The 22,520-nt window shown below is 35.4% G+C and carries 35 protein-coding genes, 1 tRNA gene and 2 pseudogenes; 34 read left to right on the top strand and 4 right to left on the bottom strand.

Annotated features, from left to right (window positions below; genetic code table 11):
* Positions 1–154: 154 nt before the first annotated feature.
* From AC4PG0_RS10890 to AC4PG0_RS10850, 9 genes and pseudogenes are all read left to right on the top strand, one after another.
* Positions 155–241, top strand: a pseudogene (locus AC4PG0_RS10890) (hypothetical protein); the annotation flags it as partial.
* A gap of 16 nt (positions 242–257) precedes the next feature.
* Positions 258–1,247, top strand: a complete 990-nt coding sequence (locus tag AC4PG0_RS10885) for an ADP-ribosylglycohydrolase family protein (RefSeq protein WP_492167538.1) — start codon at positions 258–260, stop codon at positions 1,245–1,247.
* A 113-nt stretch (positions 1,248–1,360) separates the two neighbouring features.
* Positions 1,361–1,693 (top strand): Imm59 family immunity protein, encoded by a 333-nt coding sequence (locus AC4PG0_RS10880; RefSeq protein ID WP_492167537.1) that lies wholly within the window; start codon positions 1,361–1,363, stop codon positions 1,691–1,693.
* A gap of 289 nt (positions 1,694–1,982) precedes the next feature.
* Positions 1,983–2,246 (top strand): annotated as a pseudogene (locus AC4PG0_RS10875) (UCP033725 family protein); the annotation flags it as partial.
* 78 nt (positions 2,247–2,324) lie between these two features.
* Positions 2,325–2,528, top strand: a complete 204-nt coding sequence (locus tag AC4PG0_RS10870) for a hypothetical protein (protein ID WP_143211849.1) — start codon at positions 2,325–2,327, stop codon at positions 2,526–2,528.
* Positions 2,515–2,859, top strand: a complete 345-nt coding sequence (locus tag AC4PG0_RS10865; protein WP_194323830.1) for a hypothetical protein — start codon at positions 2,515–2,517, stop codon at positions 2,857–2,859. The genes AC4PG0_RS10870 and AC4PG0_RS10865 overlap by 14 nt, the downstream gene beginning before the upstream one ends.
* A gap of 50 nt (positions 2,860–2,909) precedes the next feature.
* Complete coding sequence (locus AC4PG0_RS10860) at positions 2,910–3,356, top strand: hypothetical protein (RefSeq protein ID WP_492168002.1); 447 nt, start codon at positions 2,910–2,912, stop codon at positions 3,354–3,356.
* Between the two features lie 455 nt (positions 3,357–3,811).
* On the top strand, positions 3,812–4,585 hold the full coding sequence (locus AC4PG0_RS10855) for an isocitrate lyase/PEP mutase family protein (protein WP_492167536.1): 774 nt from the start codon (positions 3,812–3,814) through the stop codon (positions 4,583–4,585).
* Positions 4,582–5,634 carry a bifunctional transcriptional activator/DNA repair enzyme AdaA gene (locus AC4PG0_RS10850; RefSeq protein WP_010990185.1) on the top strand — a complete coding sequence of 351 codons (1,053 nt, stop codon included), beginning with the start codon at positions 4,582–4,584 and terminating at the stop codon, positions 5,632–5,634. Before AC4PG0_RS10855 ends, AC4PG0_RS10850 begins: the two co-directional genes overlap by 4 nt.
* Before the next feature lie 21 nt (positions 5,635–5,655).
* Here the strand turns inward: AC4PG0_RS10850 and AC4PG0_RS10845 are convergent, their stop codons facing one another.
* Positions 5,656–6,294, bottom strand: a complete 639-nt coding sequence (locus AC4PG0_RS10845) for a pentapeptide repeat-containing protein (RefSeq protein WP_033838317.1) — start codon at positions 6,292–6,294, stop codon at positions 5,656–5,658.
* Positions 6,295–6,425: 131 nt separating this feature from the next.
* Here AC4PG0_RS10845 and AC4PG0_RS10840 point away from each other — a divergent pair, with 131 nt between their 5' ends.
* Positions 6,426–7,382, top strand: a complete 957-nt coding sequence (locus tag AC4PG0_RS10840) for a 2-hydroxyacid dehydrogenase family protein (RefSeq protein ID WP_112120524.1) — start codon at positions 6,426–6,428, stop codon at positions 7,380–7,382.
* Positions 7,383–7,467: 85 nt separating this feature from the next.
* Positions 7,468–7,540: transfer RNA gene (locus tag AC4PG0_RS10835), tRNA-Lys, on the top strand.
* A gap of 106 nt (positions 7,541–7,646) precedes the next feature.
* Here the strand turns inward: AC4PG0_RS10835 and AC4PG0_RS10830 are convergent.
* The 3 genes from AC4PG0_RS10830 to AC4PG0_RS10820 form a co-directional block, all read right to left on the bottom strand.
* On the bottom strand, positions 7,647–8,849 hold the full coding sequence (locus tag AC4PG0_RS10830) for a site-specific integrase (RefSeq protein WP_069027356.1): 1,203 nt from the start codon (positions 8,847–8,849) through the stop codon (positions 7,647–7,649).
* Between the two features lie 65 nt (positions 8,850–8,914).
* On the bottom strand, positions 8,915–9,655 hold the full coding sequence (locus tag AC4PG0_RS10825; RefSeq protein WP_015987064.1) for a hypothetical protein: 741 nt from the start codon (positions 9,653–9,655) through the stop codon (positions 8,915–8,917).
* 85 nt (positions 9,656–9,740) lie between these two features.
* Positions 9,741–10,217 carry a helix-turn-helix domain-containing protein gene (locus tag AC4PG0_RS10820; RefSeq protein WP_069027357.1) on the bottom strand — a complete coding sequence of 159 codons (477 nt, stop codon included), beginning with the start codon at positions 10,215–10,217 and terminating at the stop codon, positions 9,741–9,743.
* A gap of 162 nt (positions 10,218–10,379) precedes the next feature.
* Between AC4PG0_RS10820 and AC4PG0_RS10815 the strand changes: the two genes are divergently transcribed.
* From AC4PG0_RS10815 to AC4PG0_RS10705, 23 genes are all read left to right on the top strand, one after another.
* Positions 10,380–10,601, top strand: coding sequence for a helix-turn-helix transcriptional regulator (locus tag AC4PG0_RS10815; RefSeq protein WP_015987066.1), 222 nt, complete (start codon positions 10,380–10,382; stop codon positions 10,599–10,601).
* 13 nt (positions 10,602–10,614) lie between these two features.
* Positions 10,615–10,842: a hypothetical protein gene (locus AC4PG0_RS10810; RefSeq protein ID WP_015987067.1), complete on the top strand. Its 228-nt coding sequence runs from the start codon at positions 10,615–10,617 to the stop codon at positions 10,840–10,842.
* Positions 10,843–10,853: 11 nt separating this feature from the next.
* A complete protein-coding gene (locus AC4PG0_RS10805; protein ID WP_015987068.1) occupies positions 10,854–11,138 on the top strand; it encodes a hypothetical protein in 285 nt (94 codons plus the stop codon).
* A 12-nt stretch (positions 11,139–11,150) separates the two neighbouring features.
* Positions 11,151–11,930: a phage antirepressor KilAC domain-containing protein gene (locus AC4PG0_RS10800; RefSeq protein ID WP_492168001.1), complete on the top strand. Its 780-nt coding sequence runs from the start codon at positions 11,151–11,153 to the stop codon at positions 11,928–11,930.
* A gap of 123 nt (positions 11,931–12,053) precedes the next feature.
* Positions 12,054–12,578 (top strand): hypothetical protein, encoded by a 525-nt coding sequence (locus tag AC4PG0_RS10795; RefSeq protein WP_015987070.1) that lies wholly within the window; start codon positions 12,054–12,056, stop codon positions 12,576–12,578.
* A gap of 6 nt (positions 12,579–12,584) precedes the next feature.
* On the top strand, positions 12,585–12,770 hold the full coding sequence (locus AC4PG0_RS10790; protein ID WP_015987071.1) for a helix-turn-helix domain-containing protein: 186 nt from the start codon (positions 12,585–12,587) through the stop codon (positions 12,768–12,770).
* Between the two features lie 249 nt (positions 12,771–13,019).
* Positions 13,020–14,531 carry an AAA family ATPase gene (locus tag AC4PG0_RS10785; RefSeq protein WP_070309770.1) on the top strand — a complete coding sequence of 504 codons (1,512 nt, stop codon included), beginning with the start codon at positions 13,020–13,022 and terminating at the stop codon, positions 14,529–14,531.
* On the top strand, positions 14,524–15,435 hold the full coding sequence (locus tag AC4PG0_RS10780; RefSeq protein WP_061727258.1) for a RecT family recombinase: 912 nt from the start codon (positions 14,524–14,526) through the stop codon (positions 15,433–15,435). Before AC4PG0_RS10785 ends, AC4PG0_RS10780 begins: the two co-directional genes overlap by 8 nt.
* A 28-nt stretch (positions 15,436–15,463) precedes the next feature.
* Positions 15,464–16,366 carry a phage replication protein O gene (locus AC4PG0_RS10775; RefSeq protein ID WP_492168000.1) on the top strand — a complete coding sequence of 301 codons (903 nt, stop codon included), beginning with the start codon at positions 15,464–15,466 and terminating at the stop codon, positions 16,364–16,366.
* The gene (locus tag AC4PG0_RS10770; protein WP_015987311.1) at positions 16,363–17,076 is read left to right on the top strand and encodes an N-6 DNA methylase; all 714 of its coding nucleotides are present in this window, start codon (positions 16,363–16,365) and stop codon (positions 17,074–17,076) included. The genes AC4PG0_RS10775 and AC4PG0_RS10770 overlap by 4 nt, the downstream gene beginning before the upstream one ends.
* 10 nt (positions 17,077–17,086) lie before the next feature.
* A complete protein-coding gene (locus AC4PG0_RS10765; protein ID WP_015987312.1) occupies positions 17,087–18,031 on the top strand; it encodes a site-specific integrase in 945 nt (314 codons plus the stop codon).
* A 12-nt stretch (positions 18,032–18,043) separates the two neighbouring features.
* Positions 18,044–18,724 (top strand): hypothetical protein, encoded by a 681-nt coding sequence (locus AC4PG0_RS10760; protein WP_015987313.1) that lies wholly within the window; start codon positions 18,044–18,046, stop codon positions 18,722–18,724.
* Positions 18,721–19,329: a DUF1642 domain-containing protein gene (locus AC4PG0_RS10755; protein ID WP_492167999.1), complete on the top strand. Its 609-nt coding sequence runs from the start codon at positions 18,721–18,723 to the stop codon at positions 19,327–19,329. Before AC4PG0_RS10760 ends, AC4PG0_RS10755 begins: the two co-directional genes overlap by 4 nt.
* Positions 19,326–19,523: a hypothetical protein gene (locus AC4PG0_RS10750; RefSeq protein WP_070005273.1), complete on the top strand. Its 198-nt coding sequence runs from the start codon at positions 19,326–19,328 to the stop codon at positions 19,521–19,523. The genes AC4PG0_RS10755 and AC4PG0_RS10750 overlap by 4 nt, the downstream gene beginning before the upstream one ends.
* Positions 19,520–19,813 (top strand): YosH family protein, encoded by a 294-nt coding sequence (locus tag AC4PG0_RS10745; protein ID WP_070005275.1) that lies wholly within the window; start codon positions 19,520–19,522, stop codon positions 19,811–19,813. The genes AC4PG0_RS10750 and AC4PG0_RS10745 overlap by 4 nt, the downstream gene beginning before the upstream one ends.
* A 16-nt stretch (positions 19,814–19,829) precedes the next feature.
* A complete protein-coding gene (locus AC4PG0_RS10740) occupies positions 19,830–20,018 on the top strand; it encodes an SAM--benzoic acid carboxyl methyltransferase (RefSeq protein ID WP_070005277.1) in 189 nt (62 codons plus the stop codon).
* Positions 20,015–20,470 carry a pentapeptide repeat-containing protein gene (locus tag AC4PG0_RS10735; RefSeq protein WP_492167998.1) on the top strand — a complete coding sequence of 152 codons (456 nt, stop codon included), beginning with the start codon at positions 20,015–20,017 and terminating at the stop codon, positions 20,468–20,470. The genes AC4PG0_RS10740 and AC4PG0_RS10735 overlap by 4 nt, the downstream gene beginning before the upstream one ends.
* Positions 20,467–20,652, top strand: coding sequence for a hypothetical protein (locus AC4PG0_RS10730; RefSeq protein ID WP_003727764.1), 186 nt, complete (start codon positions 20,467–20,469; stop codon positions 20,650–20,652). The genes AC4PG0_RS10735 and AC4PG0_RS10730 overlap by 4 nt, the downstream gene beginning before the upstream one ends.
* On the top strand, positions 20,649–20,939 hold the full coding sequence (locus tag AC4PG0_RS10725; protein WP_003769971.1) for a hypothetical protein: 291 nt from the start codon (positions 20,649–20,651) through the stop codon (positions 20,937–20,939). The genes AC4PG0_RS10730 and AC4PG0_RS10725 overlap by 4 nt, the downstream gene beginning before the upstream one ends.
* On the top strand, positions 20,936–21,178 hold the full coding sequence (locus tag AC4PG0_RS10720) for a hypothetical protein (RefSeq protein ID WP_003769970.1): 243 nt from the start codon (positions 20,936–20,938) through the stop codon (positions 21,176–21,178). Before AC4PG0_RS10725 ends, AC4PG0_RS10720 begins: the two co-directional genes overlap by 4 nt.
* Positions 21,159–21,482, top strand: a complete 324-nt coding sequence (locus AC4PG0_RS10715; RefSeq protein WP_070784157.1) for a DUF7352 domain-containing protein — start codon at positions 21,159–21,161, stop codon at positions 21,480–21,482. The genes AC4PG0_RS10720 and AC4PG0_RS10715 overlap by 20 nt, the downstream gene beginning before the upstream one ends.
* The gene (gene ssb / locus AC4PG0_RS10710; protein ID WP_119722988.1) at positions 21,479–21,961 is read left to right on the top strand and encodes a single-stranded DNA-binding protein; all 483 of its coding nucleotides are present in this window, start codon (positions 21,479–21,481) and stop codon (positions 21,959–21,961) included. Before AC4PG0_RS10715 ends, ssb begins: the two co-directional genes overlap by 4 nt.
* Before the next feature lie 15 nt (positions 21,962–21,976).
* Positions 21,977–22,519 carry an NUMOD4 domain-containing protein gene (locus AC4PG0_RS10705; protein ID WP_012582394.1) on the top strand — a complete coding sequence of 181 codons (543 nt, stop codon included), beginning with the start codon at positions 21,977–21,979 and terminating at the stop codon, positions 22,517–22,519.
* Position 22,520: the final 1 nt, after the last annotated feature.

Genomic DNA, 22,520 nt, shown 5'->3' with positions numbered 1-22,520 from the left:
TGGAAACTTGTGAAAATGAGATAAAGCGATATAGTATTTTTTGCAAAGGGCTATAACAACAGTTTAAATCAAGAATTATAGACGAATTTTTAATGTACAACGGATGGAAATAGAAAACTACGCATTTTAATTTGATGAAAACTCTATCTATTGAGTCCGGTTTAATATAGGGCAAAAAATGTTAATAAAAGAAGTTACTGAACTTAACGGCAAGATAGAAATTATAGTTGACTTATTATAATGAGAGAGTGAAGCGAATGCGAGGACAAGAAGAAATAGATAAAGAACAATACCAAGTTCTCTTTATTAAAGAAAGACTAATTCCTTGTGTTTTAGGTGCAGTAATTGGAGATTGCTTACGTGCCCCATTGGAGTTTAAAGACAGAGAATACTTAAAACAAAATCCGATTGTTGAAATGATAGGATATGGAACATACAATCAACCTAAGGGAACGTGGTCAGATGATAGTTCCTTAACACTTGCATTAATGGAAAGTCTAATTTCTGGGTATGATATTAATCGCATTGTAAATGACATGGTTAGTTTTATGGACGATGGTTTTTGGACGCCGTATGGAGAAGTTTTTGATATTGGAAGTGTAACGCGAGAATCTTTAAATAGATATAAAAATGGTGTATCTGTGTTTGAGTGCGGGGGAAAAGACAATTTTGATAATGGAAATGGCGCTATTATGCGTATTATGCCATTGGTTTTTTATCTTGGTAAAGATTTTTCGTTCGGTAAAAAAAATAAAATTACTGAGGAAGTAACTAGAATTACCCATGCACACCCAAGATCTATACTGGGCAGTTATGTATATATTGAATTGCTTCAAAATTTGTTTGCTAACATGGATAAGAAGTTGGCATATGAAGAAATGCAAAATTATATCAGGAAAAATTATAGTGATTATCCTTTTAAAGACGAATTACAATACTACAACAATATTTTAGAAGGAAATTTATATGAATTGAAAGAATCCAATATTAAATCTAGTGGATATGTAGTGGATACTTTAGAAGCATCTATTTGGGCATTCTTAACCACGAATTCATGTAAGGAAGCTGTATTAAAAGCAGTGAACCTAGGCGGAGATACAGATACAATAGCTTTTATTACAGGTAGCCTAGCAGGTATCTACTATAAAATGGAACAAATTCCTGTTAATTGGGTTGACCAAATCGCTAAAAAAGAAGATATCTTAAACTTATGCAATCGATTTATTGAATCCTTGATAAAGCAATGATTGATCACCGTATTCTTTTGTTTTTGATGTAAATTCGGTTGTGGCTTGAGCGGGCTGAATTAACTAGGGAAACCATTGAATAAAAAACAAATCTTTTGAAGGACGTAATATAAATGATAGATGAGTTAAAAAAATATAAAAAGATAATTGAAGACGCAGTGGATTTGTTAGGATATACTCCATTAAGATATGCCATTTTTGAAGGGGAAAAGAATAATAGGATTGAGTATCAAGTAAGGATTGAATATATAGAAAACCACTATGAAGTCTATACAACGGGAGAGCGCGCTTCCATTTCTGGGAAAAAACAATTTGAAAACTTTTTTGAAGCGTATCATAATTTTTTGTTTAAATTACAACTTAGTATTTTGCAGAATCGTAGACAAGTGAGGGAAGAGCAACCTCCTGAATATCCTTGTTCATTGTGGGACAAGCGCTTTAGATGATATTGGAATACTACATGGGGAAAAGTTGAGAGGAATAAATACGGACGGTTCTCTGTGTACATTAAATGGCTTTACGGCATCAAAAAAATTGATGGAGCTAGTCTTTATGGAGTTGAAACATTGGCAGATTTATAGCTCTCGAACTTTAACTTAGAAAGAAGTAATGAACATAGTGATAAAATCAGGAGAATATACTTGTATAAACGGGAAAGAATATAAAGTGATTTTAAAAGATAGAAATGGAAAAAGTTATATAATAAGTGATAAAAAATAGCCTGATTTCCAAAAGTATGCTGACGGTATTTATGAAAAAGAAATTGATTTAGAACAATTAGAAAATCTGTATTATATAATTCCGAAAGCGGTGTACGAAGGAAACAATTTTAGGATAAGACCTAATATGAAAAATGAGGAAATTTGTTTGGGAACAAATGATTCTGAGTTAGCAAAAGAATTAAAATTTGAAAGAACAGATAAATATTTATATGAGAAATGGGTACCTGAGTCTGGGATAGAAATCATGGAGGAACGAAAAAATATACCTTTAAATTAACTAAATGAGCAATCATCTTAAATAGTTGGTTGCTTCTACTGATTAATGGAAACATACAATAAAGCTTGGGCGATAACCATGAAGAAAATGCGAGGATTCATGCAGAATATGGAAAAATGGGATTTTAATTTCAAAAACATAGCTAGCGTTCAACTTTCACATAAACCTAATTTGGAGCAATATAAAAATAGTTATTTAGCACAAGAATGGACGTATTTACAAAAAGAATATGGTTATTCCAAATTAATTCAAAGAGGAGATGTACGGTATGCAATTAAGTAAAGCAGAGGTATTAGCTTCAAAAGTTAGTGATGAAATAGAAGAAAGATTAGGGGATAAAATTTGTTCTTCTTTTTCAATTTGTAAAACACAAGATGAGCCATGGATAGAGTTTAGTATAGAATTTTCGGCATATAATTTTTTTAATATCATATTGAATTATGATCGCGGTTCCTTTGGATGTAGTATTGTAAATGGGGGTTTAGGTATTGCTCTACCTAATACCCAAAAATGGTATGACAAAGCAGACATGGATATTTTTTGCAAAGAACTACAGGAACAGCTTGAATTAAGAATCCCAGATAAATTTTTAGTGTACAACGGTTGGAAGTAAATAGACTTGTTAATTTGATGAAAGCTACAATGTAGGTGGTATTTATACTTATGATAGAATCCTTAACGAATTTTTTAAGTACAGACTATTTTATAACAGACAATAAGTCCACGAATAGTATAGAGGTAAGAGAACGATTAGAAGGTACCGTAAATCAAGATATTATCTTTGTTTTAGCCTGCAATGAATTAAAATACGAGCTATTCAAATTGTCTAGAGGTACTAAAACAAAAATTATGACATTACATGATAAAGAAGTAGCCATCTTTTATTTTGGAATAATGATTAAAATGAGCCGATTTAAAACGATTTGTCCTAGACCAGAACTTAAGAACACTATTTCCAACGAGATAGAGGCAAAGAACTGTCTGTCAAGATTTCTGGATTCTAACTTGTTCGAGATAGAAAATTATAAGAAAGATGCCATGTGCCTTATTAATGAAAAAAATACTTATGTAGTGGGTTATTGTGATATAGATATGATTTTCATACAATAAGTAATGATAACTCTAGTTTGACAATGGGAGCTAAAGTTCTAGCTAATTTCACCTGGAAATATATGTATTTTAAACAAATGATTAAAGAATATGACATAGAATTAGATCAGAATCAAGTGGATTATAAGGCTATTTTACGTAATTTGTTGAATCTTAAAAATTAGGGCTTAAGTAAAGTGAGCCTAAGGACGGATATAATAAATTTTTTGATGGTTGTAGAAGTGTTATTTTTTGTTAATAATTATAGAGAAAAAGAGACTAAAGTAGCATTAAAACTAACTACATACGAGAACAAGTAGCCTAAGATGAGGGAGAGAATCTTAGGCTGCTTAGCGTATACAAGGGTTTATAATTGTACATACATCTACAAAAAAACATCCATGTTAATTTTCCTCGCACCCCCAACCCCCACACCTGCTATACTAACCCCATCCTAACAAATGGAGTTGAAACCAATGACAAAAAACTTTAAAAAACTAAAATCCCTACACGAACTCCCCGCCCCACTAATCCTCTACAACTGCTGGGACGTCGCCTCCGCCAGAGCAATTCAACAAGGAGGAGCATCAGTAATAGCGACAAGCAGTTATGCAATTGCAGAGTCACTCGGCGTAGTGGACGGGGAGCATTTAACTTTTGACGAGATGTTTTCAGTTATTTCGCGCATTGCCGAGAATGTGAGTTTGCCGCTGACGGTGGATATAGAGACTGGATATGCAAGAAATTTGGAGGAACTGGCTCAGAATGTGGAGCGGTTGCTGGCGATTGATGTTTGTGGCGTGAACGTGGAAGATCAGCTTATTGGTGCTGCAAATCCGGGGTTATGCAGTACTGAGATGCAATGTGATAAAATCAAGACAATCAAAGAAACGGCAGCGAAAATGAGCACGGAAATTTTTATCAATGCGCGTACAGATGTCTTTTTCCAAGGGCGGGATGAGACGATAGACTTGGTGGAAGAAGCGATTAACAGGGCAAAGGCATACAAGGAGGCTGGGGCGGATGCTATTTTTATTCCGGGTCTGTTATCACCAAAATTAATTCGCGCATTTGTTGAGAAATCACCACTTCCGGTCAATGTCATGAGGATGGATGGGATGCTCTCAAACGAGGACTTACAAAAAATCGGTGTGAAAAGAATCAGTTATGGACCGTTTAGTTTTTTTCAGGCTAATTTAGCGATTCAGCGGGAAGTTGAGCGGATTTTCGAAGGAGGAAGAGCCTTATGATAACAAATCAGCGGGATATTGATAAATATTATGATATGTTAGTGGAGAAAAATTCGAATTATGAAGGCGTATTTTTTGTCGGAGTGAAAACGACGGGAATACTTTGTCGTCCAACGTGTCCGGCGAAGAAACCTTTAAAAGAAAATTGTGAGTTTTTCAGTACAGCCAAGGAGGCGTTACTTGCATCTTACCGGCCTTGCAAGCGTTGTGAACCGCTCTCCAATCCGACGAAATTGTCTCCAGCTGTGAAGTTACTTGTCGATGCAATTGAGAAAAATCCGGAGAAAAAATGGACTGATAAAGATTTTGATGAATTATCCATTAGTGCAAATACGGCGCGGCGCCAGTTTAAGAAGCAGTTTGGGATGACTTTTATTGAGTACGCGCGTTCGCGGCGGCTTGGACTTGCTTTTAAGCATATTCGGAGCGGGGATTCGATTATTAATGCGCAACTTGATAGTGGTTATGAGTCTGGTAATGGGTTCCGAGATGCTTTTTCAAAAACGATGGGAGATGTTCCTCATAAATCAAAAGATATAACGATTCTGTACTCTGCTTGGATTGAAACTAAGCTAGGATCAATGTTGGCAATTTCCGATGATGATAAATTACTTCTGCTAGAATTTGTTGATCGGAAAGGATTAGAAACTGAAATAAAAAAGCTGCGAATGCGATTGAAAGCAGCAATTTCCCCTGAAAAAACAGCGGTAATTAAGCAAATGGAAGAAGAATTAGGGAGATATTTCGATGGCGAGCTAGTTGATTTTGAGACACCAATTCGTTATATTGGCTCTGAATTTCAACAAAGTGTTTGGAATGAACTGCGACGAATTCCGGTAGGTGAAACGATTTCGTACAAAAGGTTGGCAGAAAAACTAGGGCGACCAACAGCGAGTCGAGCTGTGGCAAGAGCAAATGGGGCTAACCAATTATCCATCATCGTCCCGTGCCATCGTGTAATCAATACTAACGGAGCATTAGGAGGTTACGGCGGCGGTCTTGCCCGAAAAGAATGGCTAATTAAACATGAAAAGATGGTTCCAAAGTAACGCGGAACCATCTTTTTTCAATTATTTAACCCGTATTCCAAACAACGGCATCAAGGCAGGAGCATGAGAAAAATCAATGCTCACACCCTTCAAATCTTGCGGCATCGCAGTAATCGACTCAAAAATGCAAGAACTAAGATCAATCCCATTTAGCGCACAATTCAAAAACTGTGCTTTATTCAAGTCAAGTCGTTCCAAATAGGTGTCGACCAGTTGAGCCCCGCTAAAATCGCTATTCGTATACGCACCCGCTTCAAATGCCACCCATTTCAAGTTAGCATAGCGAAAGGCAACATAATCCGCATAACAATCAACAAAAACGCAATTTCTAAGTGTAGCATCACTGAAATTCACACCAATTAATTTACAATTTTCAAAACGTACCCGATGAATAACGGCGCCCATTAAATCTAAATTCGACAAATCGCAATTTTTAAATACAACATCAGTCAAATTCGCGCTTACAAGAGAAACCGAATCAAAAACACAACCATCAAAAATAATTGTTTCTAAATGAAAATGCTCGAAAATTTCCCCAGTTAGCGTCGTTTTTCTAAAGATTTGCTCACTAACTTCTCCAATATCTTCAATAAAATATGTATCATTCGGATAAACCGTCAAATCCCCATCAGGAATCCGCGGCGCAGTAATTTTTTTCATGATTTCAAACCTCGCTTCCGTTTCCATTATATCGTATTTTGCCAGGAAAAGGTGCGTAAAATCGTTTACCTTTCATAAAAAACGGATTACAATGAAATAAGGGTAAAAATGGCACTGGAGGAGTGAAAGAGATGACAGCAAGCGTATTTGTAGCAGGAAAATTACTACCAGAAACGATGGAAGCTCTAGATAAATGGGATGTAAAAACGTACAAAGGCAAAGAAAATATTACGGAGTCTGAGCTAATAAAAAACGTTACGGATGTGGAAGCAATCATTTGCCCACTTTCTTCACCAATTACAGCAAAAGTACTGGAATCTGCTAAAAATCTTAAAATCGTAGCGAATATTGGCGCTGGTTTTGACAATATTGATGTAAAAAAAGCGCAAGAGCTGGGCATCGCGGTAACTAACACACCGGATGTATCCACGGAAGCGACAGCGGAATTAACTCTCGGATTGATTTTAGATGTGGCGCGAAGAATTTCAGCAGGTGACCGTTTATGTCGTGAAACACCTGAGCAATTTAAAGGGTGGGCGCCGACATTCTTTTTAGGTACGGAATTAAGCGGTAAGACTCTGGGAATTATAGGTTTAGGGAGAATTGGTCAGGCTGTTGCAAAACGCGCAGCTGCTTTTGGAATGAAAATCATTTATTCTGGGCACCAACCGAAAGAAGCAGCGAAACAGTGGGATGCGGAGTTTGTAAGTCAGGATGAACTATTAAAGCGCAGTGATGTTGTGACGATTCACGCAGCATATAGTCCAAGCTTGAAACATTTACTCAATGAAACTACACTAAATACAATGAAGTCGAGTGCTTTTTTAATCAATGCGGCTCGCGGCCCTGTTGTAGAAGAATCTGCATTAATTAATGCGCTCGAAACAGGTGTTATTGCTGGTGCTGCGCTTGATGTATTTGAATTTGAACCTAAAATTGGAGCTGAACTAGGCAAACTAGAAAATGTCGTTTTAACGCCGCACATCGGCAATGCGACCGTAGAAACCCGCACAGAAATGGGTCGAATGGCCATTTCGAACGTTGAAGCAGTTTTAGCAGGAAAACAACCATTACATTCCGTTTACTAAGTTAAGAAATACAGTCATGGCAAGGTGCTGTGGCTGTGTTTTTACACCAAATTATGGTATAATGTTTTTTGTCGGAATACGACGAGGGTTGTTAGCTCAGTTGGTAGAGCAGCTGACTCTTAATCAGCGGGTCGGGGGTTCGAAACCCTCACAACCCATATATGAAAACCGCCTAAACAAAGAGTTTAAGCGGTTTTTTGTTTGTGAAATTATAGTGTGAATTCGCCGATAATTATAAATTGGGGCAGAGATGGGGCAGAAAGCTTAAAAAGGGTTCTCAAAATCGCTAGCCGCATCTTTGTGAGTATCTTTCAAAACATGTGCATAAATGTTAGACGTAGTTACGCTAGATTTATGTCTAAGTCGTTCTTGAATAATTTTTATATCTCTACCTTTATTCAATAGAAGTGTAGCAGATGTGTGACGCAAATCATGAAAACGAATCAGTGGCAAGTTGTGTCTTTCTAAAAATCGTCTCCAACGCTGATAAATTGAATCGGGCCTGATTGGTTTCCCTTCCATGTCGGCAAATAAAAATTTGTAATTTGCCCATTTCCCTTCTGTTTGTATGTCTAAAACTTCGTTGCTTATATATGTTTCTATTAAAGTGGTTAACCACCCTGGTATTGAAACTATCCCAGCCAAATCATTCTTAGTTGATTCTTTAAGAAGTAAACCTTCTCCTGCTTTTGCAACTAACGTTTGTTCGAATGTTAGCTCATCTTCTATTAAGTTCACGTGTTTTACTTCTAATGCTGCTAATTCAGCTTCTCTACAACCTGAAATCAGCGCTATATAAATCATTACTTGCAATCTAAGCGGCTCTTTTACTAGAGCTGCATTTAACAATTCAATTTCAGCAGGAGTATAAATCGTAGGTGGTCTTTTAGTTGTTTTTGGAAGTCTTACAACCTCCGCTGGATTATTTGGGATTACTTTCCACTCAACAGCAGTTTCAAATACTGAATTTATCGCAAAATAAATATTTCTGATAGATCGCGGCGAAAGCGGTTTATTTTTCTTTTCGTCTGAATCTGTAGGTTTAACATCTAATCTTGCGCCGGGCTTTTGTAATTTTGCGACTAAGTTAACTATATGAAGTGTAGTTATTTTATCCATTTGAACGCCGCCAAAGGCTGGGTAAGCTCTTGCTACTATAGATTTGTAGTATTCTGTCCAGGTTTTAACTTCTAGGTTATTTTGTGCATGTTTTGGCATATACTCATTCTCAACAAATGCTTTAAATGTCATTCTTGCGGGAGCTGTATATCCATTTTGCTCTAATTCCGTGATGAAATTTCTTAACTCTCTTTCGCGCTCTCTCTCATTTTTTGTTCGAGTTGTTCTGTTAGCACGAATTGGTGTCCCTTTGTAATCATAACCCACAGTAACACGCATGCGCCACGAATTTTCGCTACGTTGTTCAATAGAACCCTCATAACGCCTACCTTTTACTTTTTTCACCATAAATAAGCTCTCCTTCCGTACGTATGTTCTTTTTTCGGTAAAAAGAAAAGCCAAGAGGCTCTCTTTTAAATTTTTGCATGAAAAGTTAAATTTGCATCGGAAAATAAGTTGAAGATGATTTCAATATTTCCGCTTTCATTAATCCCTGCATGGAATTGTGCATTCATATTTTTTCCATTTGGTATTTTTCCGGTCGTGTTGTCGAGTGGGTATCTTTCACCCATTGTGCCGTTAGAATCATATACATCAATATCAGAATCAACAAAATACTCGGATCCAGAATTATTTTCAACTTTATAACTTATTTTAACTACATTCTTAGGCTTGGTATCATCAAATTGATTTCTTTCGTTCGTTTTCTCAACACTAGTTAAAGTTACTTTTATCCCGCCGATTTCTTGTGTATCACCAACGCTGTATTCTTTCAGAGTGGGTGGAAGTATAGTTACAATTTGTACATTATCAGTCTTTCCAGCTTCTTTAGCTGTAACAGTATATTGAATTTCTTCCGAGCCGGTGTAGTTGCTAGAAGCAACGAACATCCCCGATGAATTAACTTCTGCTTCTTCTGACTCAATATAAACAGATGCACCTTCATCGACAACGCCCATTATGCTAAAGTCGCCTTTATCATTTGGTGTAATTTCTGTTTCTGTTAACTTCATTTGAGCTTCTTCTTTTTCTTTGAAATTACTTTTATCATTGGTATTTGTAACTTGTATATCATTTTTTTCATTTCCACAACCTACTAAAAAAATACTAAAAGCTAATAAAAACCCCGTTAATAAAACCATCCCTTTTTTCATATTACAAGCTCCCTTTTGTATGTATCCGCATCGCAACTGCAATGTGGTTACATAGTTATATTTGATTCAAGAATAAATTACTAAATTACTTGTTTTTTTGTTGCTCATAATATTCAATGAATGATTTAACAGCTTTTACAGCTTCTTTATCGTTCATTACGCGTTCAGCAACAGCTTTAAATTCTTCGTTTTCTTCTACAAAATTATCTACATCTTTGTCTTTTTCTGAAGCTGTTTCTGTGATGTTTATGTCCTTTTCATGTGTATGTTCTTTTCTTTTTTCATCTATATAAGCAAGTATTTCTTTTATATCTTCTTCTGATGCGTCTGCATCAATATGAGCCGCGATAGTATCAACTAAACCATTATTACTTTTACCTAACAAATAATCAGTTGAAACTTCAAAAATATTTGCTAGTTTAACTATTGTTTCCATGTCTGGCTCATTTCTACCATTTTCAATGTGTGAGTATGCTCCTCTAGAAATTCCTAATATTTTTGAAATATCTTCTTGTGTTTTATTGTTATTTTTTCTTAATTGTTTAAGTCTGTTGCCAAACATTTTTCACACCGCCTTTAAAAAAATATTAACATGAATTAGATACTAAAGGTATCTTTTTTAGCGAAAATATACAAAATGTATCCAAAAGACTTGACGATACAAAAAGTATCATGTATATTATATGTATCAGATACAAAATGTATCGAAAAGGGGTGATTAAAAGTGAGATTGTCTTTTAAAGAAAAAAGGAATAAAGCTGGTTTGACTCAAAGGGAGTTAGGAATTGCTGTTGGATTAGCGGAAATTTCAATTAGGAAGCTTGAAAATGGAGAGAGGGACCCAAGTATAAATACGGCAGTAAAAATTTCAAAAGCTTTAGATTCTAATATGGAAGAAATTTTCCCAGATATTTTTTTAAATATTAATGATACAAAATGTATCTGATGAGGGGTGGAAAATGAAAAACAACAAGTTAGTTTTATCAATTAACAAGCGTAAAGATGCAGCAAGCAACGCATCTGAGAAATACGATATTAAACTCGGAGATTGGAATTTAAAAAAAGGTGTAAGGTCTATTCAATTAGATATGACCGCAGGCAATCCACCGCTACTCATCATTGAGTGCTTTCCGGATTCAATAGAAGTGGATGGTTTAAAAGTAGAAGCTATCTTAAAACGATTATAGGAGGAAGAAAGATGATTATTATCGAAGAATTTAAAGAATACACTATCAACAATAAAAACAATAATTTTTTTAACCAACAGATATTATACAAATTTCCAAATAATTATGGAGCGAGCGTTGTTTCAGGTCCTTATACTTACGGGCTAGAATTAGCGGTTATATTTTTCTCTAATAATAGCGACGACGATTGGTCGTTAGTTTATGATACGCCAGTAACTAATGACGTTTTAGGACATTTAGATAAAGAAAGTTTAAAACAAGCTTTAGAAGACATATATAATTTACCGATTAAATAGGAGGTATGTAAAATGTCAAATTTACAAGTAATTGCAAACGATATGTTGCCAGTTATGGAGAACGAAAAAGGCGAGAAATTCGTAAATGCACGGGAACTACATCAAACCTTGCAAGTCGGTAAAAAATTTACTACTTGGATTACCGATAAATTTAGTAACTACGGATTTTCAAAGGATGAAGACTATTTCCCATTTTTGGGAGAAAGTACATTTGGCAGACCTAGAACAGAATACTTACTAACTTTAGATACTGCTAAAGAATTAGCAATGGTGCAAAACAATGAAATGGGTCGAGCAATTAGAAAATACTTCATTGAAGTAGAAAAACAAGCGAGGAAATTAGCAACTGAATATCCAACATTTTCATACATGATAGAAGATCCAGTCGCTAGAGCTAAAAAATGGATTGAGGAACAACAAGAGAAGCAAGAGGCTTTAAAGCAACTTGAGGAACAAAAGCCGAAAGTAGTTTTTGCGGAAGCCGTACAAACGAGTGAGAACACAATTTTAGTAAAAGATTTAGCTACTATTCTAAAACAAAAAGGATTAGACATCGGGCAAAACAGACTTTTCGAATGGCTGAGAGGTAGCGGATATTTGCTAAATAAAGGGGCTTATTATAACAAACCATCACAAAAGGCAATGAATTTAGGATTGTTCGAACAAAAAACATATATTCATACAGATAGAAATGGCTTAATAATAACAACCTACACGCCAAGAATAACAGGCAAAGGGCAAGTATATCTATTAAACAAATTACTAGAAGAACATGATCAAGTTATAAGTTAAGCGCCGTCTACCACAACGGCGCTCGCAGACAACTAATAGTCACGGGGAGCGACTAACAATAGTATATAACGATAAGTTGTTAATTTGTCGCTAAAAAAATAACAAAAAAAGGATTGAGATATTATGTTTCAAAAATCAATATCAGCACCAACCGCGATGCAAGTTTTAGCAGAAACTCGCACGCAAAAAGAGCTAGCGATTGATAGTTATGTAACGCCAGCGTTAATAAGTAATCAGCTGAAAGGAAAGCGGACGGTATCACTTGAACAAGCAGAACAGTTAATTGATAGCTACAACGAACCACGAAGCACCTATTTATTCGCACATGAATTTAGTAACGGAATGATACCGCCTTTGCTGAATGGTCTAGACAACCACCACGCATCTTTAACTTGTCGCTTTGAACTAGAAGTAACAGAGGCAGTCAACGCATTAAGAAGCGGATTAGAAACGATGACTTACAGCTTAAGAAAAGGTGACATGTTACAACGAGAAGCTGCAAAACAAGCTATTTCAGAAATAACGGATGTAATCGCAACAGCTTTAACACTTAATACGAGTATAGCTAAAGCATTCAACATTAATTTACAACAAATTTTAGAAAGTCGAGATAAATATTATTTAAAATCCGGTTTGGTGAAGGAGTGAAAAACAATGGAAATAAAGGAAAAGGATATTTTAACAGCTGAGGAAGCAGCGGAAATGTTAGGGATGAAAAAAAGGACTATTCAATCTTGGGCTAGAAACGCGGGTCTGCCTGGCAAAAAAATAAATGGTAAGACATGGATTTTTAGTAAGAGAGAACTCGAAGCGTGGATAGCACAAGGTGGAGAAAAATAAAGGAGGTCACGCGCTGATGGATGTGTTTATAGTAATAATTTTCGTGTCGTTTATGTCCTTAATCGCTGGATATTGGTTGAGAGGAAGTGATAAACATGGTTGAGAATCCACTTGTGGTTGATGATCTTTGGAACGATGATTTTAGACATTAAAAAAGCACGCATAGCAGTGCGCGCTTTAAGGATTTGAGATATTACCTTAACAGAATTATACCTCGAATCTATTAAAAAATCAATGGAGGTAACATATATGAAAATCGTATTTAAACAACTTACTTTAGAAAATTTCAAGAATCATAAAAATTTAGTAGTGGACTATGAACAAGTAACACAAATTAGTGGGAAAAACGGCTTCGGTAAAACAAGCATCGGCGAAGCAGTAACATGGCTTCTTTATGGCACGGACTTGTTAGGTACAAAGATTGAACCACAGCCGCTTGGAACAGAAGAGGAAGTGCATGTTTCGCTATTAATAAACGCAGATGGAAAAGATTTGTTACTAACTAAAAAGCAAAAGAAAACGGCTAAATATGCAATTAATGAAGTTCCTCGAAAAGCAACTGAATTCGCTGATATGATTGACTCTTTATTTGAAAAAAATCTATTTTATTCACTATATAGTCCCGGTTATTTCTTTTCACAACATTGGCAAACACAGCGAGAGCAATTACTTTCTTATGTGACTGAACCAGGCGAAAAAGAAGTTTTAGAAGAAATGAACGAGGTTGATAAAACGCTTCTTTCTACAGAGCTCAACAAGCATCTTTTAGACGATTTAGAAGCAGTGAATAGAGAAACATTCAAAAACTCTGATAAACAGTATGAGCGTGCTTCTGAACGAGTATTGACACTTAAAGAACAACTGTCAAATGCTAGCGAAGTAAACATGGATATCCAAGAGATTACAGAGCAAAAGGATGCTTTAATCGCAGAAAGAACTGCAATTGAATCGGAAGAAGATAAAAATGTGCAATTACGAATTGATTATACAGATGCAGAACAAAAAATAAATGCGTTAAAAGAGAGGATTCTTAGAAAAAGAGAAGAAGCATTAAATGTGCGAGAACAAAAAATAGAAGAAAACTGTGAATATTGTGGACAAACTTTACAAGGTGATTCCATCGAATATGCAGTTCAACATCAAAAAGAGCATTATAACAGACTTGTAACAGCAGGAAAAATAATGGTCGAAGAACTAGAAGTAGCAAAAGAACGATTTGCCAAACTAGAAAATCCAAAGAAAAATTTTGATCGTGTTAAATATAAAGAAATTGATGAAAAAATACTAGAGTTGCTTGGCTATATTCAATCTGCTAGACAAATTGAAAAGTTAAATAAACAAATTGCTGAGTCAGAACTTGAGCAACAACGAATTAGAAAACAACGCAATAAATCACAATCAATTGTTGAGGCTATAAAACGATTTAAAGCTAAAAGAAGTGATTTGATGGTTGAAAAAGTGAATGGATTGTTCGAAAACATCACGATTAAGTTATATGAAGTGCTAAAAAATGGTACAGAAAAGCCAACATTCGAAGTGGAGTGGCAACAAAAGCCCTATAGCAAATTATCTACTGCTGAAAAAATTATCGCAGGCATCGAGTTTGCGAATGCTTTAAGCCTAAAAGCTGAAACAATTATTCCTCTTTTTGCAGATAATGCAGAATCTGTTATCGAATTACCAAAACCAACAGGACAATTAATTACAGCAACTGTTAAGAAAACAAAATTCACGGTAAAAGGAGTTTCTGAAAATGAATAATGAATTAATTGACGCACAGAATAGTTATGAGGTAGCTAATTTTGATGAAGAAAAACTAAGAACAATGCAACAAACTATTGCTAAAAACTCAACACCACAAGAGTTCGAACTATTTGTTCAAGTATGTAAAAACAGCGGGTTAAATCCGTTTTTGAATCATGTCTATTTCATCAAATATGGTAATCAAATGAATATACAGATTTCGGTAGAAGGCGTGGAGTATCTTGCAAGACGTTCAGAAGGATACAGAGGCATTGATGTTCAATTAGTGCATGAGAAAGACGAAATTAGATTCGGAAGAAATGAACAAGGTGTAATGACTGTAACGAAACATGAATTTGGCTTTCCTCGCGGCAAAGTTACAGGCGGTTACGCAATTGCTCGTAAAGAGAATTTTCCGGATTTTGTAGTTGTGATGGATGTAGAGGAAGTCGAACACATGAAGAATGGAACTAATAAAAATATGTGGTCCAAATATTTTAACGATATGTTCAAAAAACATTTAATTAAACGCGCCGCAAAAACACAATTTGGAATTGAAATTGGAGAAGATGAAATGCTTCCAAGCAACGGAATTGAAAACGAGCAAGAATACAATCCGGGTCAACGCAAGGATATTACGCCAACACAAAAAACAATAGAAACAGACGAAGAAAATACAGTGACAGAAGAAGACGCGAAAGCAATGCAATGGGAAATAATCAAAGAAAAACTAGAAACTTATAACTTAGAAAGAACTTATTTAAGTGATCTAATTGATTCCAAATTTAACGTTAAGCCAGACGAGTTAAGTGCACAGAATTTAGTTGCTCTTACAAAGATAATTGACTTGGAACAAAAAGATTTATGTCAAGGCGTTCAACCAAAAGAAGCAGATTTATTTGATTTAGAACTACAGGAATAGAGGTGTAAAAATGAAAGGCGCATTTCAGATGAGTCGTGAAATATTCGAAAATGACATATGGAGTGATGTAATAAAATTCCGTTTATTTTTCTACATTGTCGGGAATGCCGTCTTTTCAGAAAATGGAGTTATGAAAGGCGGCATCCAAATTGGTAGAGGGCAATATCTAAGGTCATTTAGAAATTTACGAGAAGATTTACTTTACTACGATAACAATGCCGAAAAATTTTACTCTCTAAGCACGATAAAAGAAAAAATCGACGAACTAGTAAGAGAGGAAAGACTCGAAATTACAACCACAAAGCTAGGAACACTTTTTACAGTTCGTAACTACGCATTATATCAAGATTTGAACAACTATAGTGGCACTAGCTCCGAACGGCTACCGAACAGCCACCGAACGGCTACCGAACAGCCACCGAACAATAAGAAGAATGTTAAGAAAGATAAGAATGATAATAAAGATAATAATAAACGTCAAAACAAGTTTGACGAGGTTCATTTATCTTTAGCTAATTTATTGTTTGAAATGATTAAGTCAAATAACCCAGAAGAAAAAAATCCGAACATTAAGAAATGGGCTAATGACATCAGAATTATGATTGAACAAGATAAGCGAGATGCTGAGAAAGTTAAGAATGCAATTATCTGGTCACAGAAAAATGATTTCTGGTGCGGTGTCATAAAATCTCCGAAATCTTTAAGGAAAAATTATGATCAGATGGCGACGCAACGTAATAAGCCAGTTGCTAACAAGCCGTTCAACAAATACAACAAGCCAGTTAAAGAAGAAGTCTTGCCAGATTGGTTCGACAAGGCTCAGAAACAAACAAAACAAGAAACTTCAACAACAGAATCAAGCGAAGACTTAGAAAAGAAAGTTGCGAAAATTAAAGCGCAGTTAGCGGCTAGGAATGAGGCGAAGGCATGACACTAACAACAGAAACAATTAATAATTTAATCGGAATAAAAGAATCATATCAAGCATCTGATGCGCTAATGAAAATTTTGTTTGATAGAGAAAAACGAGAAGAGATATTTAAACAGTTTTTACAACATGATACGCATTTAGAAAAAGATTGGTTTCACGTCTATTTTGAAGAAGAGCATGCGAATAAAAAGAAATATGCACAAGATTTTACACCAACTGAATTAAGTAGTGTTGCATCGCAATTAGTAAGAGGATTAACAGACAGTCAGGGAGGAACAAGACTAGATGTTGCCGCTGGTACGGGTAGTTTAACGATTTGCAAATGGTACGAAGATTGCCTAAAATATTCGCCGTTTGATTATCTACCATCTATGTATTTGTATCAATGTGAAGAATTATCGGATCGTGCGTTACCTTTCCTTCTTTTCAATTTATTAATTAGAGGAATGAACGCAACAGTTATTCACGGGGATGCGCTAACAAGAGAAGCGAAACAAGTGTATTTCATTCAAAACGATAAAGACGATTTATTAAATTTTAGTTCTTTCAACATCATGCCACACAGTGAAACCGTAGAGAAGGAATTTAATATTCATAAATGGCTAGAACCAGTTATCGAACATATAGAAAGCCCTCTTTCAGTAGCTGATAGATATTTAAATGAGTTAGAAATAGAGGACGAAGAAGCATCACAATTGAAACTTTTTTAGGAGGGAGAACATGACTAAGAAGCAAAAAGAAATACTATTTTGTGACTATTTTGAAGAGTGGGTCGAAGTGTATAAAGTTGGAGCAATTGCAAAAATAACACTAGCTAAATATTATAATGCAGCAAAACAACTTCGAGATATATGCCCAAAACTTTTTATCTCAGATTTTGACAGACGAGAATATCAACGAATTATTAATGTTTATGCTGAAACACATGAGAAACAGACAGTTAAAGATTTTCATCATCACGTGAAAGCGTGCATTAAAGATTTGTTTCACGATGGATTAATAGATAAAGACCCAACATACCGAGTTGTTATCAAAGGTGCAGAACCGACAAGAGCGAAAAAACGCAAATTTTTACAGAAAGATGAGTTATCGAAGTTATTACAATCACTCGATACGAGCCAAATTGGCTTCGGATGGTTCGTATTGCTAGTAGCTAAGACCGGGATGCGCTATGCCGAAGCTTTAGCCATTACTCCTGCTGATTTTAACTGGACAGCACAGACTATATCTATCAACAAAACATGGGATTACAAATATAACAAGGGATTTGCTAAAACGAAAACATTGTCGTCAGTAAGGACCATTAAAATTGATTGGCAGATTGTCGGGCAGTTCAAACAACTGATAAAAGATTTACCAGAAAATGAACCCATTTTCGTTGAAAAATTTGGAGACGGCACTTACAAACGTCAATTTAATTCAACCATCAACAATTTTTTAGCTGCTAAATGCAAAGAAACAGGCATTACACAGATTAGCTTTCACGCATTACGGCATACGCATGCAAGCGTATTGCTGGCAGAAGGTGTTTCGATTCATACGATTTCAGCACGATTAGGACATGCTGACGTAGGTGTCACACAAGAAACCTATGCGCATGTGTTAGACGAATTACAAAAGAAAGATGATCAAAAAATGTTATCTGTTTTGATGCAGATTGCTTAGTGAGGTGATTAGATGCGAAAAAATTGGACGGATGAGGAAATCAGAGTTTTACAGAATAATTACGAATACGTAGACACTGAAATAATAGCTAATTTTTTAAATCGCTCTTATCATTCAATAAAAAACAAAGCGGCGCGACTTGGAATCAGTAAAAACTCGGAGTGGACAGAAGATGAGGATATTTATTTAGAGTATTTTGTTTATGAAAACGACGACAATATTAGCAAAGCTGCCGAATTTTTAGGACGTACAAAAGATGCAGTTATAAACAGACTAGTGAAGTTAAGAAAAAGAGATTCTTCAGTTTCTTTTATTAGGCGTCCGTGGACCAAAAAAGAAGATGAGATACTAAAAAATAATTATATTATTATGTCGAATGACCAATTAGCTGAACGATTAAGAAGAACAAAAGCCTCTGTAACAGGAAGAAAGGTACAGTTAGGACTGACAAACAAACACATGTCTAAAGAAGATGACAAAATCATTCGGCATCTTGGAAATCAAGGTTACACAATCAAAGAGATTTCAGCAGAAATGAATTTGCCTTATTGTTTAATTAAAAACTATATAAGAAATCACAGAATCAATTATAGAAGGGAATCAAAAAACGAGATGAACGGTTGGCGAAAAGAAGCAGATGCGACATATTCGCATTATATTAACTCTAAAAAAATCAAGGAGGAACAAGCATGAGATTTAAAAAAGGCGATAAAGTAGAGTTTATTTACAAAAATAAGAAAAGCGCAGGAGAAATAAATGGAGTTTATCCTGGAACACAAGAGGTGTCTATTAAGCAAAGCGATTCTCCGGTAGATTTGTTATTTTCAGATAAAGCTGTAGTAAAAGTTGAAGAACAAGAACGCATAGTTGTTCCGCAGTGTGTAGCCGACTGGTATGAAAAGTATAAATGCGCTTTGGAGTACAGTATCTGGAAATATATATATGAGTGGGCTGATCAAGACTATGAAAGTGATTTTTATAGTTTCATGAATCATGCGTGTAATAATCCAATTGAAACGCTTATTAAGATGAAATACGGCTACGAAGTCGAGAAAGAACCGCTTTATTATGTGAGATTGCCGTTTGCGTCTCGATCTACTGATTTCGAAAAAGAAACAACTTACACATATATTATCGTAAATATAACTACTGACGAAATGCAGCCATCAATATCGAACCGCAACTATGGATCATGGAAAGCAGAATTGACAGAAGCACAAATAAAAGGTATGCCCGGAGGCGACTTATATTGGCAGTTTGCTGTTCCTGTTAGAGATTTGGAGGGTGAGGAAGAATGAGATCATTTGATGTTTCTACTTATTTCAAAACTTTTGTGGATGGTGACAAGGAAGCGTTGGAATTGTTGAGTGAATACATTGTCAGAAATAATAAAAGACCAGTTTCAGTGCAGTTTCAAGTAGTGCATTATCCTAATGTAAATCGTGATAGAGTTTATATCTTTGCTGAATTTGAAGTGGAGGGTGAGGCATGAGCAAATACTTCGAATACACACGAGAAGAAAACGAATATTATGCGCTAATTAAAGCAGAAAGCAAAAAACAAGCTGATTTTGTATACTGGCGTGATGTTGTTAAGCACGAAGACGAATTTGCAAAAACTGGACTAATGATTGAATTCAATTCCGTTGAAGTAACAGAGCGAAAAGCACTGAAACTCTTCATGTCATCCTTGCAAGAATATGAAACAGATGAAGAAATAAAACAAGGGTTTTATGAAACTACCAACAATAAAATTTTACTACTGGATACTGATTTAATATGAATAGGAGGGCTGAATAATGGTAGATGATGATTATTGCCCGCAGTGTTTCGAGTGTGACGGAGAGTGTATTAACGGCGAAAACGGAACGCTCGTATGTGAAAGCTGTGGGCATGTATATACAGATGAGGAATGGGACGAAAAGAACGATAAAGAAATTGCGGATTATGTGGCTTTTCTAAAGGGTTTGTCGGAGGTGATGGGATGAAACAAAAAGAGTTAGACATCATATTAGAGAATCACGGGAAATGGCTGCGGGGTAAGGGTGGCAAGAAAGCGGATATAAATAATGTAGATTTAGGTAATGCAAATTTAAGACGTGCGGATTTAAAAGGAGCGGATTTAAGCAATGCAGATTTAAGATGTGCAGATTTAAGAGGAGCAAATTTAAGTTATGCAAATTTAAGCAATGCACTTTTAAATTGGATAATCTGGCAAGACATCGAAGGCTTAACAGTAATTTGCGTACAAGTAGATACGACACGTAAAAACAACCAAATAGTGTATATCAAAGAATTAGACATATGGATAACAGGCTGTTTTCAAGGCACATTAGATGAGCTCAAAGCGTCTGTTGAACAAACGCATAAGCATAACGAAAAACTTAAAAAGAGATATTACAGAGTGATTGATTTTATTTTGAATGAGGTGGCGGAATGAACGATAAAAAAACAGATTATAAAGTATATAAAATAACATACAAGCAACGTTTCATGGGGGAAGTTATTGTTGATTCATATGAAAGAACGGTAAAAGATGATAACGAATTACGGTCTGCAATTAACGCTTTATATGACGACCCACATGTGTTTTCAGTTAGTAGTGAAGAGGTGGCGGAATGATTTTATATGGAGTAGTAACATATAACGATGTAACAGAGTGGACAACGGACTTCCTAACAGCTAAAAAATGGTTGGAAAATGCTAAGCAAGTTTTCTATGACGGAGAACTTGATGAAGATTACTATGTTGCGTTAATAAAGTTAGACGTAGAAGCATTCTTATACGATAAATATGACAAAGAAACAGATTTGAGTGATCAGTTACATGATGAAGCTGAGACAATGAAAGAGTATTGTTTGTTATTAGATGATGACGGAACTTACATTGTAAGAGAGGTGTCGGAATGAGAAGATGTCAAGTCAAAATTTACGAAAAAGATACGAAAAAAGAAGTATGGAAAGAAGCGGAATTTTTAGGAGTATATCAATATTCATTTGTTAAGCAAGGAAATCTTATTGGAGAAATCGGCGGTGTAGTAGCTTTTCCTGTCGCAGTAGTAAATTTGAATAATGAACTACTTCAATTAAATATTCACTACGTTAGATTTGAAGGAGTAGAGATGGTTAATGAATCTAAAAATTTATAAATATCCTTTAGCAATAAAAGACTCTCAAGTAATTACATTGCCAGCGGAGAGCACAGTTCTTTCGATAAAAAATCAACATGAAGTGCCTGTTTTATATGCAGCTGTCAATACTGCTTGCGAAATCGAAGGCTATGTAAATATCGAATGTCGTGGTACTGGTCAAATGCTCAACGGAAAAGAAGTTACGGAAATTACAGAGACATTATTATTTCAAAACGGAAATTTAGTGTTACATTTCTTTGCACAAAAATTCCCGCAAGTTGTACGTCCGCAAATTAAAAATTTTGAGGAGGAAAACGAATGATGAATCGTGTAGTACTTGTAGGACGATTAACGAAAGACCCAGATTTACGTTACACTCCGGCTGGCGTGGCAGTTGCGACTTTTACTTTAGCTGTAAATCGTACGTTCACTAACCAAAAGGGAGAGCGAGAAGCTGACTTTATTAATTGTGTTGTTTGGCGTAAACCAGCAGAAAACGTTGCTAATTTCTTGAAGAAAGGAAGTATGGCAGGCATTGATGGACGCATACAGACTCGAAATTATGAAGATAATGACGGTAAACGAGTTTTCGTTACAGAAGTAGTTGCTGAATCAGTTCAATTCTTAGACCCTAAAAATAACAACGCAGAAGGCGCTACATCGAATAGTTACCAAAACCAAGCTAATTATTCAAATAACAATAAAACAAGCTCATATAGAGCGGATACGAGCCAGAAGAGCGATTCATTTGCAAACGAAGGTAAGCCGATTGATATTAATCCGGATGATTTACCTTTCTAAAGGAGTGAAAACAAAATGGAAATTTGGAAGGATGTACCAGGATATGAATTAATCTATCAAGCTAGTAACGAAGGTAATATAAGAACGCATGAAGAAAAAACTACATTTTCAAGTAAACACGGAAAGCGCAGATGGAAGCAAAGAATTTTAAAACAGAAGCAAGATAAAGGTGGATATAAACGCGTTTCTCTATGGAAGAATGGAAATAGTAAGGATTATTTAGTTCATAGGATTATTGCATTAACGTTTATTCCGCAAATACCAAATAAAACCTTAATTAACCATAAAGATTGTAACCCAAGTAATAATAACGTTAATAACCTAGAATGGTGTAATTATAGAGAAAATTTATTACACGCATTCGACAATCGTTTAAATGAAAACGCACAAGCCATAGTCTTGGTTAATTCTAAAACTAAAGAAACTAAATATTTCCGGAGCAAAACAGAAGCTAGTCGCTTTTTAGGGAAAAGCCACGGTTATATATCACAAAAGCTCAAAGAAGGAAGCACCGTTATTGGCAATTTTGAACTATTCGAAAGGATTTCTAAAAATTAAT

It is taken from the genome of Listeria sp. MAN/IMW/UF464 (assembly GCF_058683955.1).
This window is presented reverse-complemented; position numbering and strand designations above follow the sequence as displayed.

Bases quoted from the DNA above. Each gene is read 5' to 3' on its own strand.
- AC4PG0_RS10885 (WP_492167538.1), top strand. From the start codon at position 258: ATGCGAGGACAAGAAGAAATAGATAAAGAACAATACCAAGTTCTCTTT.
- AC4PG0_RS10880 (WP_492167537.1), top strand. From the start codon at position 1,361: ATGATAGATGAGTTAAAAAAATATAAAAAGATAATTGAAGACGCAGTG.
- AC4PG0_RS10870 (WP_143211849.1), top strand. From the start codon at position 2,325: ATGAAGAAAATGCGAGGATTCATGCAGAATATGGAAAAATGGGATTTT.
- AC4PG0_RS10865 (WP_194323830.1), top strand. From the start codon at position 2,515: ATGCAATTAAGTAAAGCAGAGGTATTAGCTTCAAAAGTTAGTGATGAA.
- AC4PG0_RS10860 (WP_492168002.1), top strand. From the start codon at position 2,910: ATGATAGAATCCTTAACGAATTTTTTAAGTACAGACTATTTTATAACA.
- AC4PG0_RS10855 (WP_492167536.1), top strand. From the start codon at position 3,812: ATGACAAAAAACTTTAAAAAACTAAAATCCCTACACGAACTCCCCGCC.
- AC4PG0_RS10850 (WP_010990185.1), top strand. From the start codon at position 4,582: ATGATAACAAATCAGCGGGATATTGATAAATATTATGATATGTTAGTG.
- AC4PG0_RS10845 (WP_033838317.1), bottom strand. From the start codon at position 6,294: ATGAAAAAAATTACTGCGCCGCGGATTCCTGATGGGGATTTGACGGTT.
- AC4PG0_RS10840 (WP_112120524.1), top strand. From the start codon at position 6,426: ATGACAGCAAGCGTATTTGTAGCAGGAAAATTACTACCAGAAACGATG.
- AC4PG0_RS10830 (WP_069027356.1), bottom strand. From the start codon at position 8,849: ATGGTGAAAAAAGTAAAAGGTAGGCGTTATGAGGGTTCTATTGAACAA.
- AC4PG0_RS10825 (WP_015987064.1), bottom strand. From the start codon at position 9,655: ATGAAAAAAGGGATGGTTTTATTAACGGGGTTTTTATTAGCTTTTAGT.
- AC4PG0_RS10820 (WP_069027357.1), bottom strand. From the start codon at position 10,217: ATGTTTGGCAACAGACTTAAACAATTAAGAAAAAATAACAATAAAACA.
- AC4PG0_RS10810 (WP_015987067.1), top strand. From the start codon at position 10,615: ATGAAAAACAACAAGTTAGTTTTATCAATTAACAAGCGTAAAGATGCA.
- AC4PG0_RS10805 (WP_015987068.1), top strand. From the start codon at position 10,854: ATGATTATTATCGAAGAATTTAAAGAATACACTATCAACAATAAAAAC.
- AC4PG0_RS10800 (WP_492168001.1), top strand. From the start codon at position 11,151: ATGTCAAATTTACAAGTAATTGCAAACGATATGTTGCCAGTTATGGAG.
- AC4PG0_RS10795 (WP_015987070.1), top strand. From the start codon at position 12,054: ATGTTTCAAAAATCAATATCAGCACCAACCGCGATGCAAGTTTTAGCA.
- AC4PG0_RS10790 (WP_015987071.1), top strand. From the start codon at position 12,585: ATGGAAATAAAGGAAAAGGATATTTTAACAGCTGAGGAAGCAGCGGAA.
- AC4PG0_RS10785 (WP_070309770.1), top strand. From the start codon at position 13,020: ATGAAAATCGTATTTAAACAACTTACTTTAGAAAATTTCAAGAATCAT.
- AC4PG0_RS10780 (WP_061727258.1), top strand. From the start codon at position 14,524: ATGAATAATGAATTAATTGACGCACAGAATAGTTATGAGGTAGCTAAT.
- AC4PG0_RS10775 (WP_492168000.1), top strand. From the start codon at position 15,464: ATGAGTCGTGAAATATTCGAAAATGACATATGGAGTGATGTAATAAAA.
- AC4PG0_RS10770 (WP_015987311.1), top strand. From the start codon at position 16,363: ATGACACTAACAACAGAAACAATTAATAATTTAATCGGAATAAAAGAA.
- AC4PG0_RS10765 (WP_015987312.1), top strand. From the start codon at position 17,087: ATGACTAAGAAGCAAAAAGAAATACTATTTTGTGACTATTTTGAAGAG.
- AC4PG0_RS10760 (WP_015987313.1), top strand. From the start codon at position 18,044: ATGCGAAAAAATTGGACGGATGAGGAAATCAGAGTTTTACAGAATAAT.
- AC4PG0_RS10755 (WP_492167999.1), top strand. From the start codon at position 18,721: ATGAGATTTAAAAAAGGCGATAAAGTAGAGTTTATTTACAAAAATAAG.
- AC4PG0_RS10750 (WP_070005273.1), top strand. From the start codon at position 19,326: ATGAGATCATTTGATGTTTCTACTTATTTCAAAACTTTTGTGGATGGT.
- AC4PG0_RS10745 (WP_070005275.1), top strand. From the start codon at position 19,520: ATGAGCAAATACTTCGAATACACACGAGAAGAAAACGAATATTATGCG.
- AC4PG0_RS10740 (WP_070005277.1), top strand. From the start codon at position 19,830: ATGGTAGATGATGATTATTGCCCGCAGTGTTTCGAGTGTGACGGAGAG.
- AC4PG0_RS10735 (WP_492167998.1), top strand. From the start codon at position 20,015: ATGAAACAAAAAGAGTTAGACATCATATTAGAGAATCACGGGAAATGG.
- AC4PG0_RS10730 (WP_003727764.1), top strand. From the start codon at position 20,467: ATGAACGATAAAAAAACAGATTATAAAGTATATAAAATAACATACAAG.
- AC4PG0_RS10725 (WP_003769971.1), top strand. From the start codon at position 20,649: ATGATTTTATATGGAGTAGTAACATATAACGATGTAACAGAGTGGACA.
- AC4PG0_RS10720 (WP_003769970.1), top strand. From the start codon at position 20,936: ATGAGAAGATGTCAAGTCAAAATTTACGAAAAAGATACGAAAAAAGAA.
- AC4PG0_RS10715 (WP_070784157.1), top strand. From the start codon at position 21,159: ATGAATCTAAAAATTTATAAATATCCTTTAGCAATAAAAGACTCTCAA.
- ssb (WP_119722988.1), top strand. From the start codon at position 21,479: ATGATGAATCGTGTAGTACTTGTAGGACGATTAACGAAAGACCCAGAT.
- AC4PG0_RS10705 (WP_012582394.1), top strand. From the start codon at position 21,977: ATGGAAATTTGGAAGGATGTACCAGGATATGAATTAATCTATCAAGCT.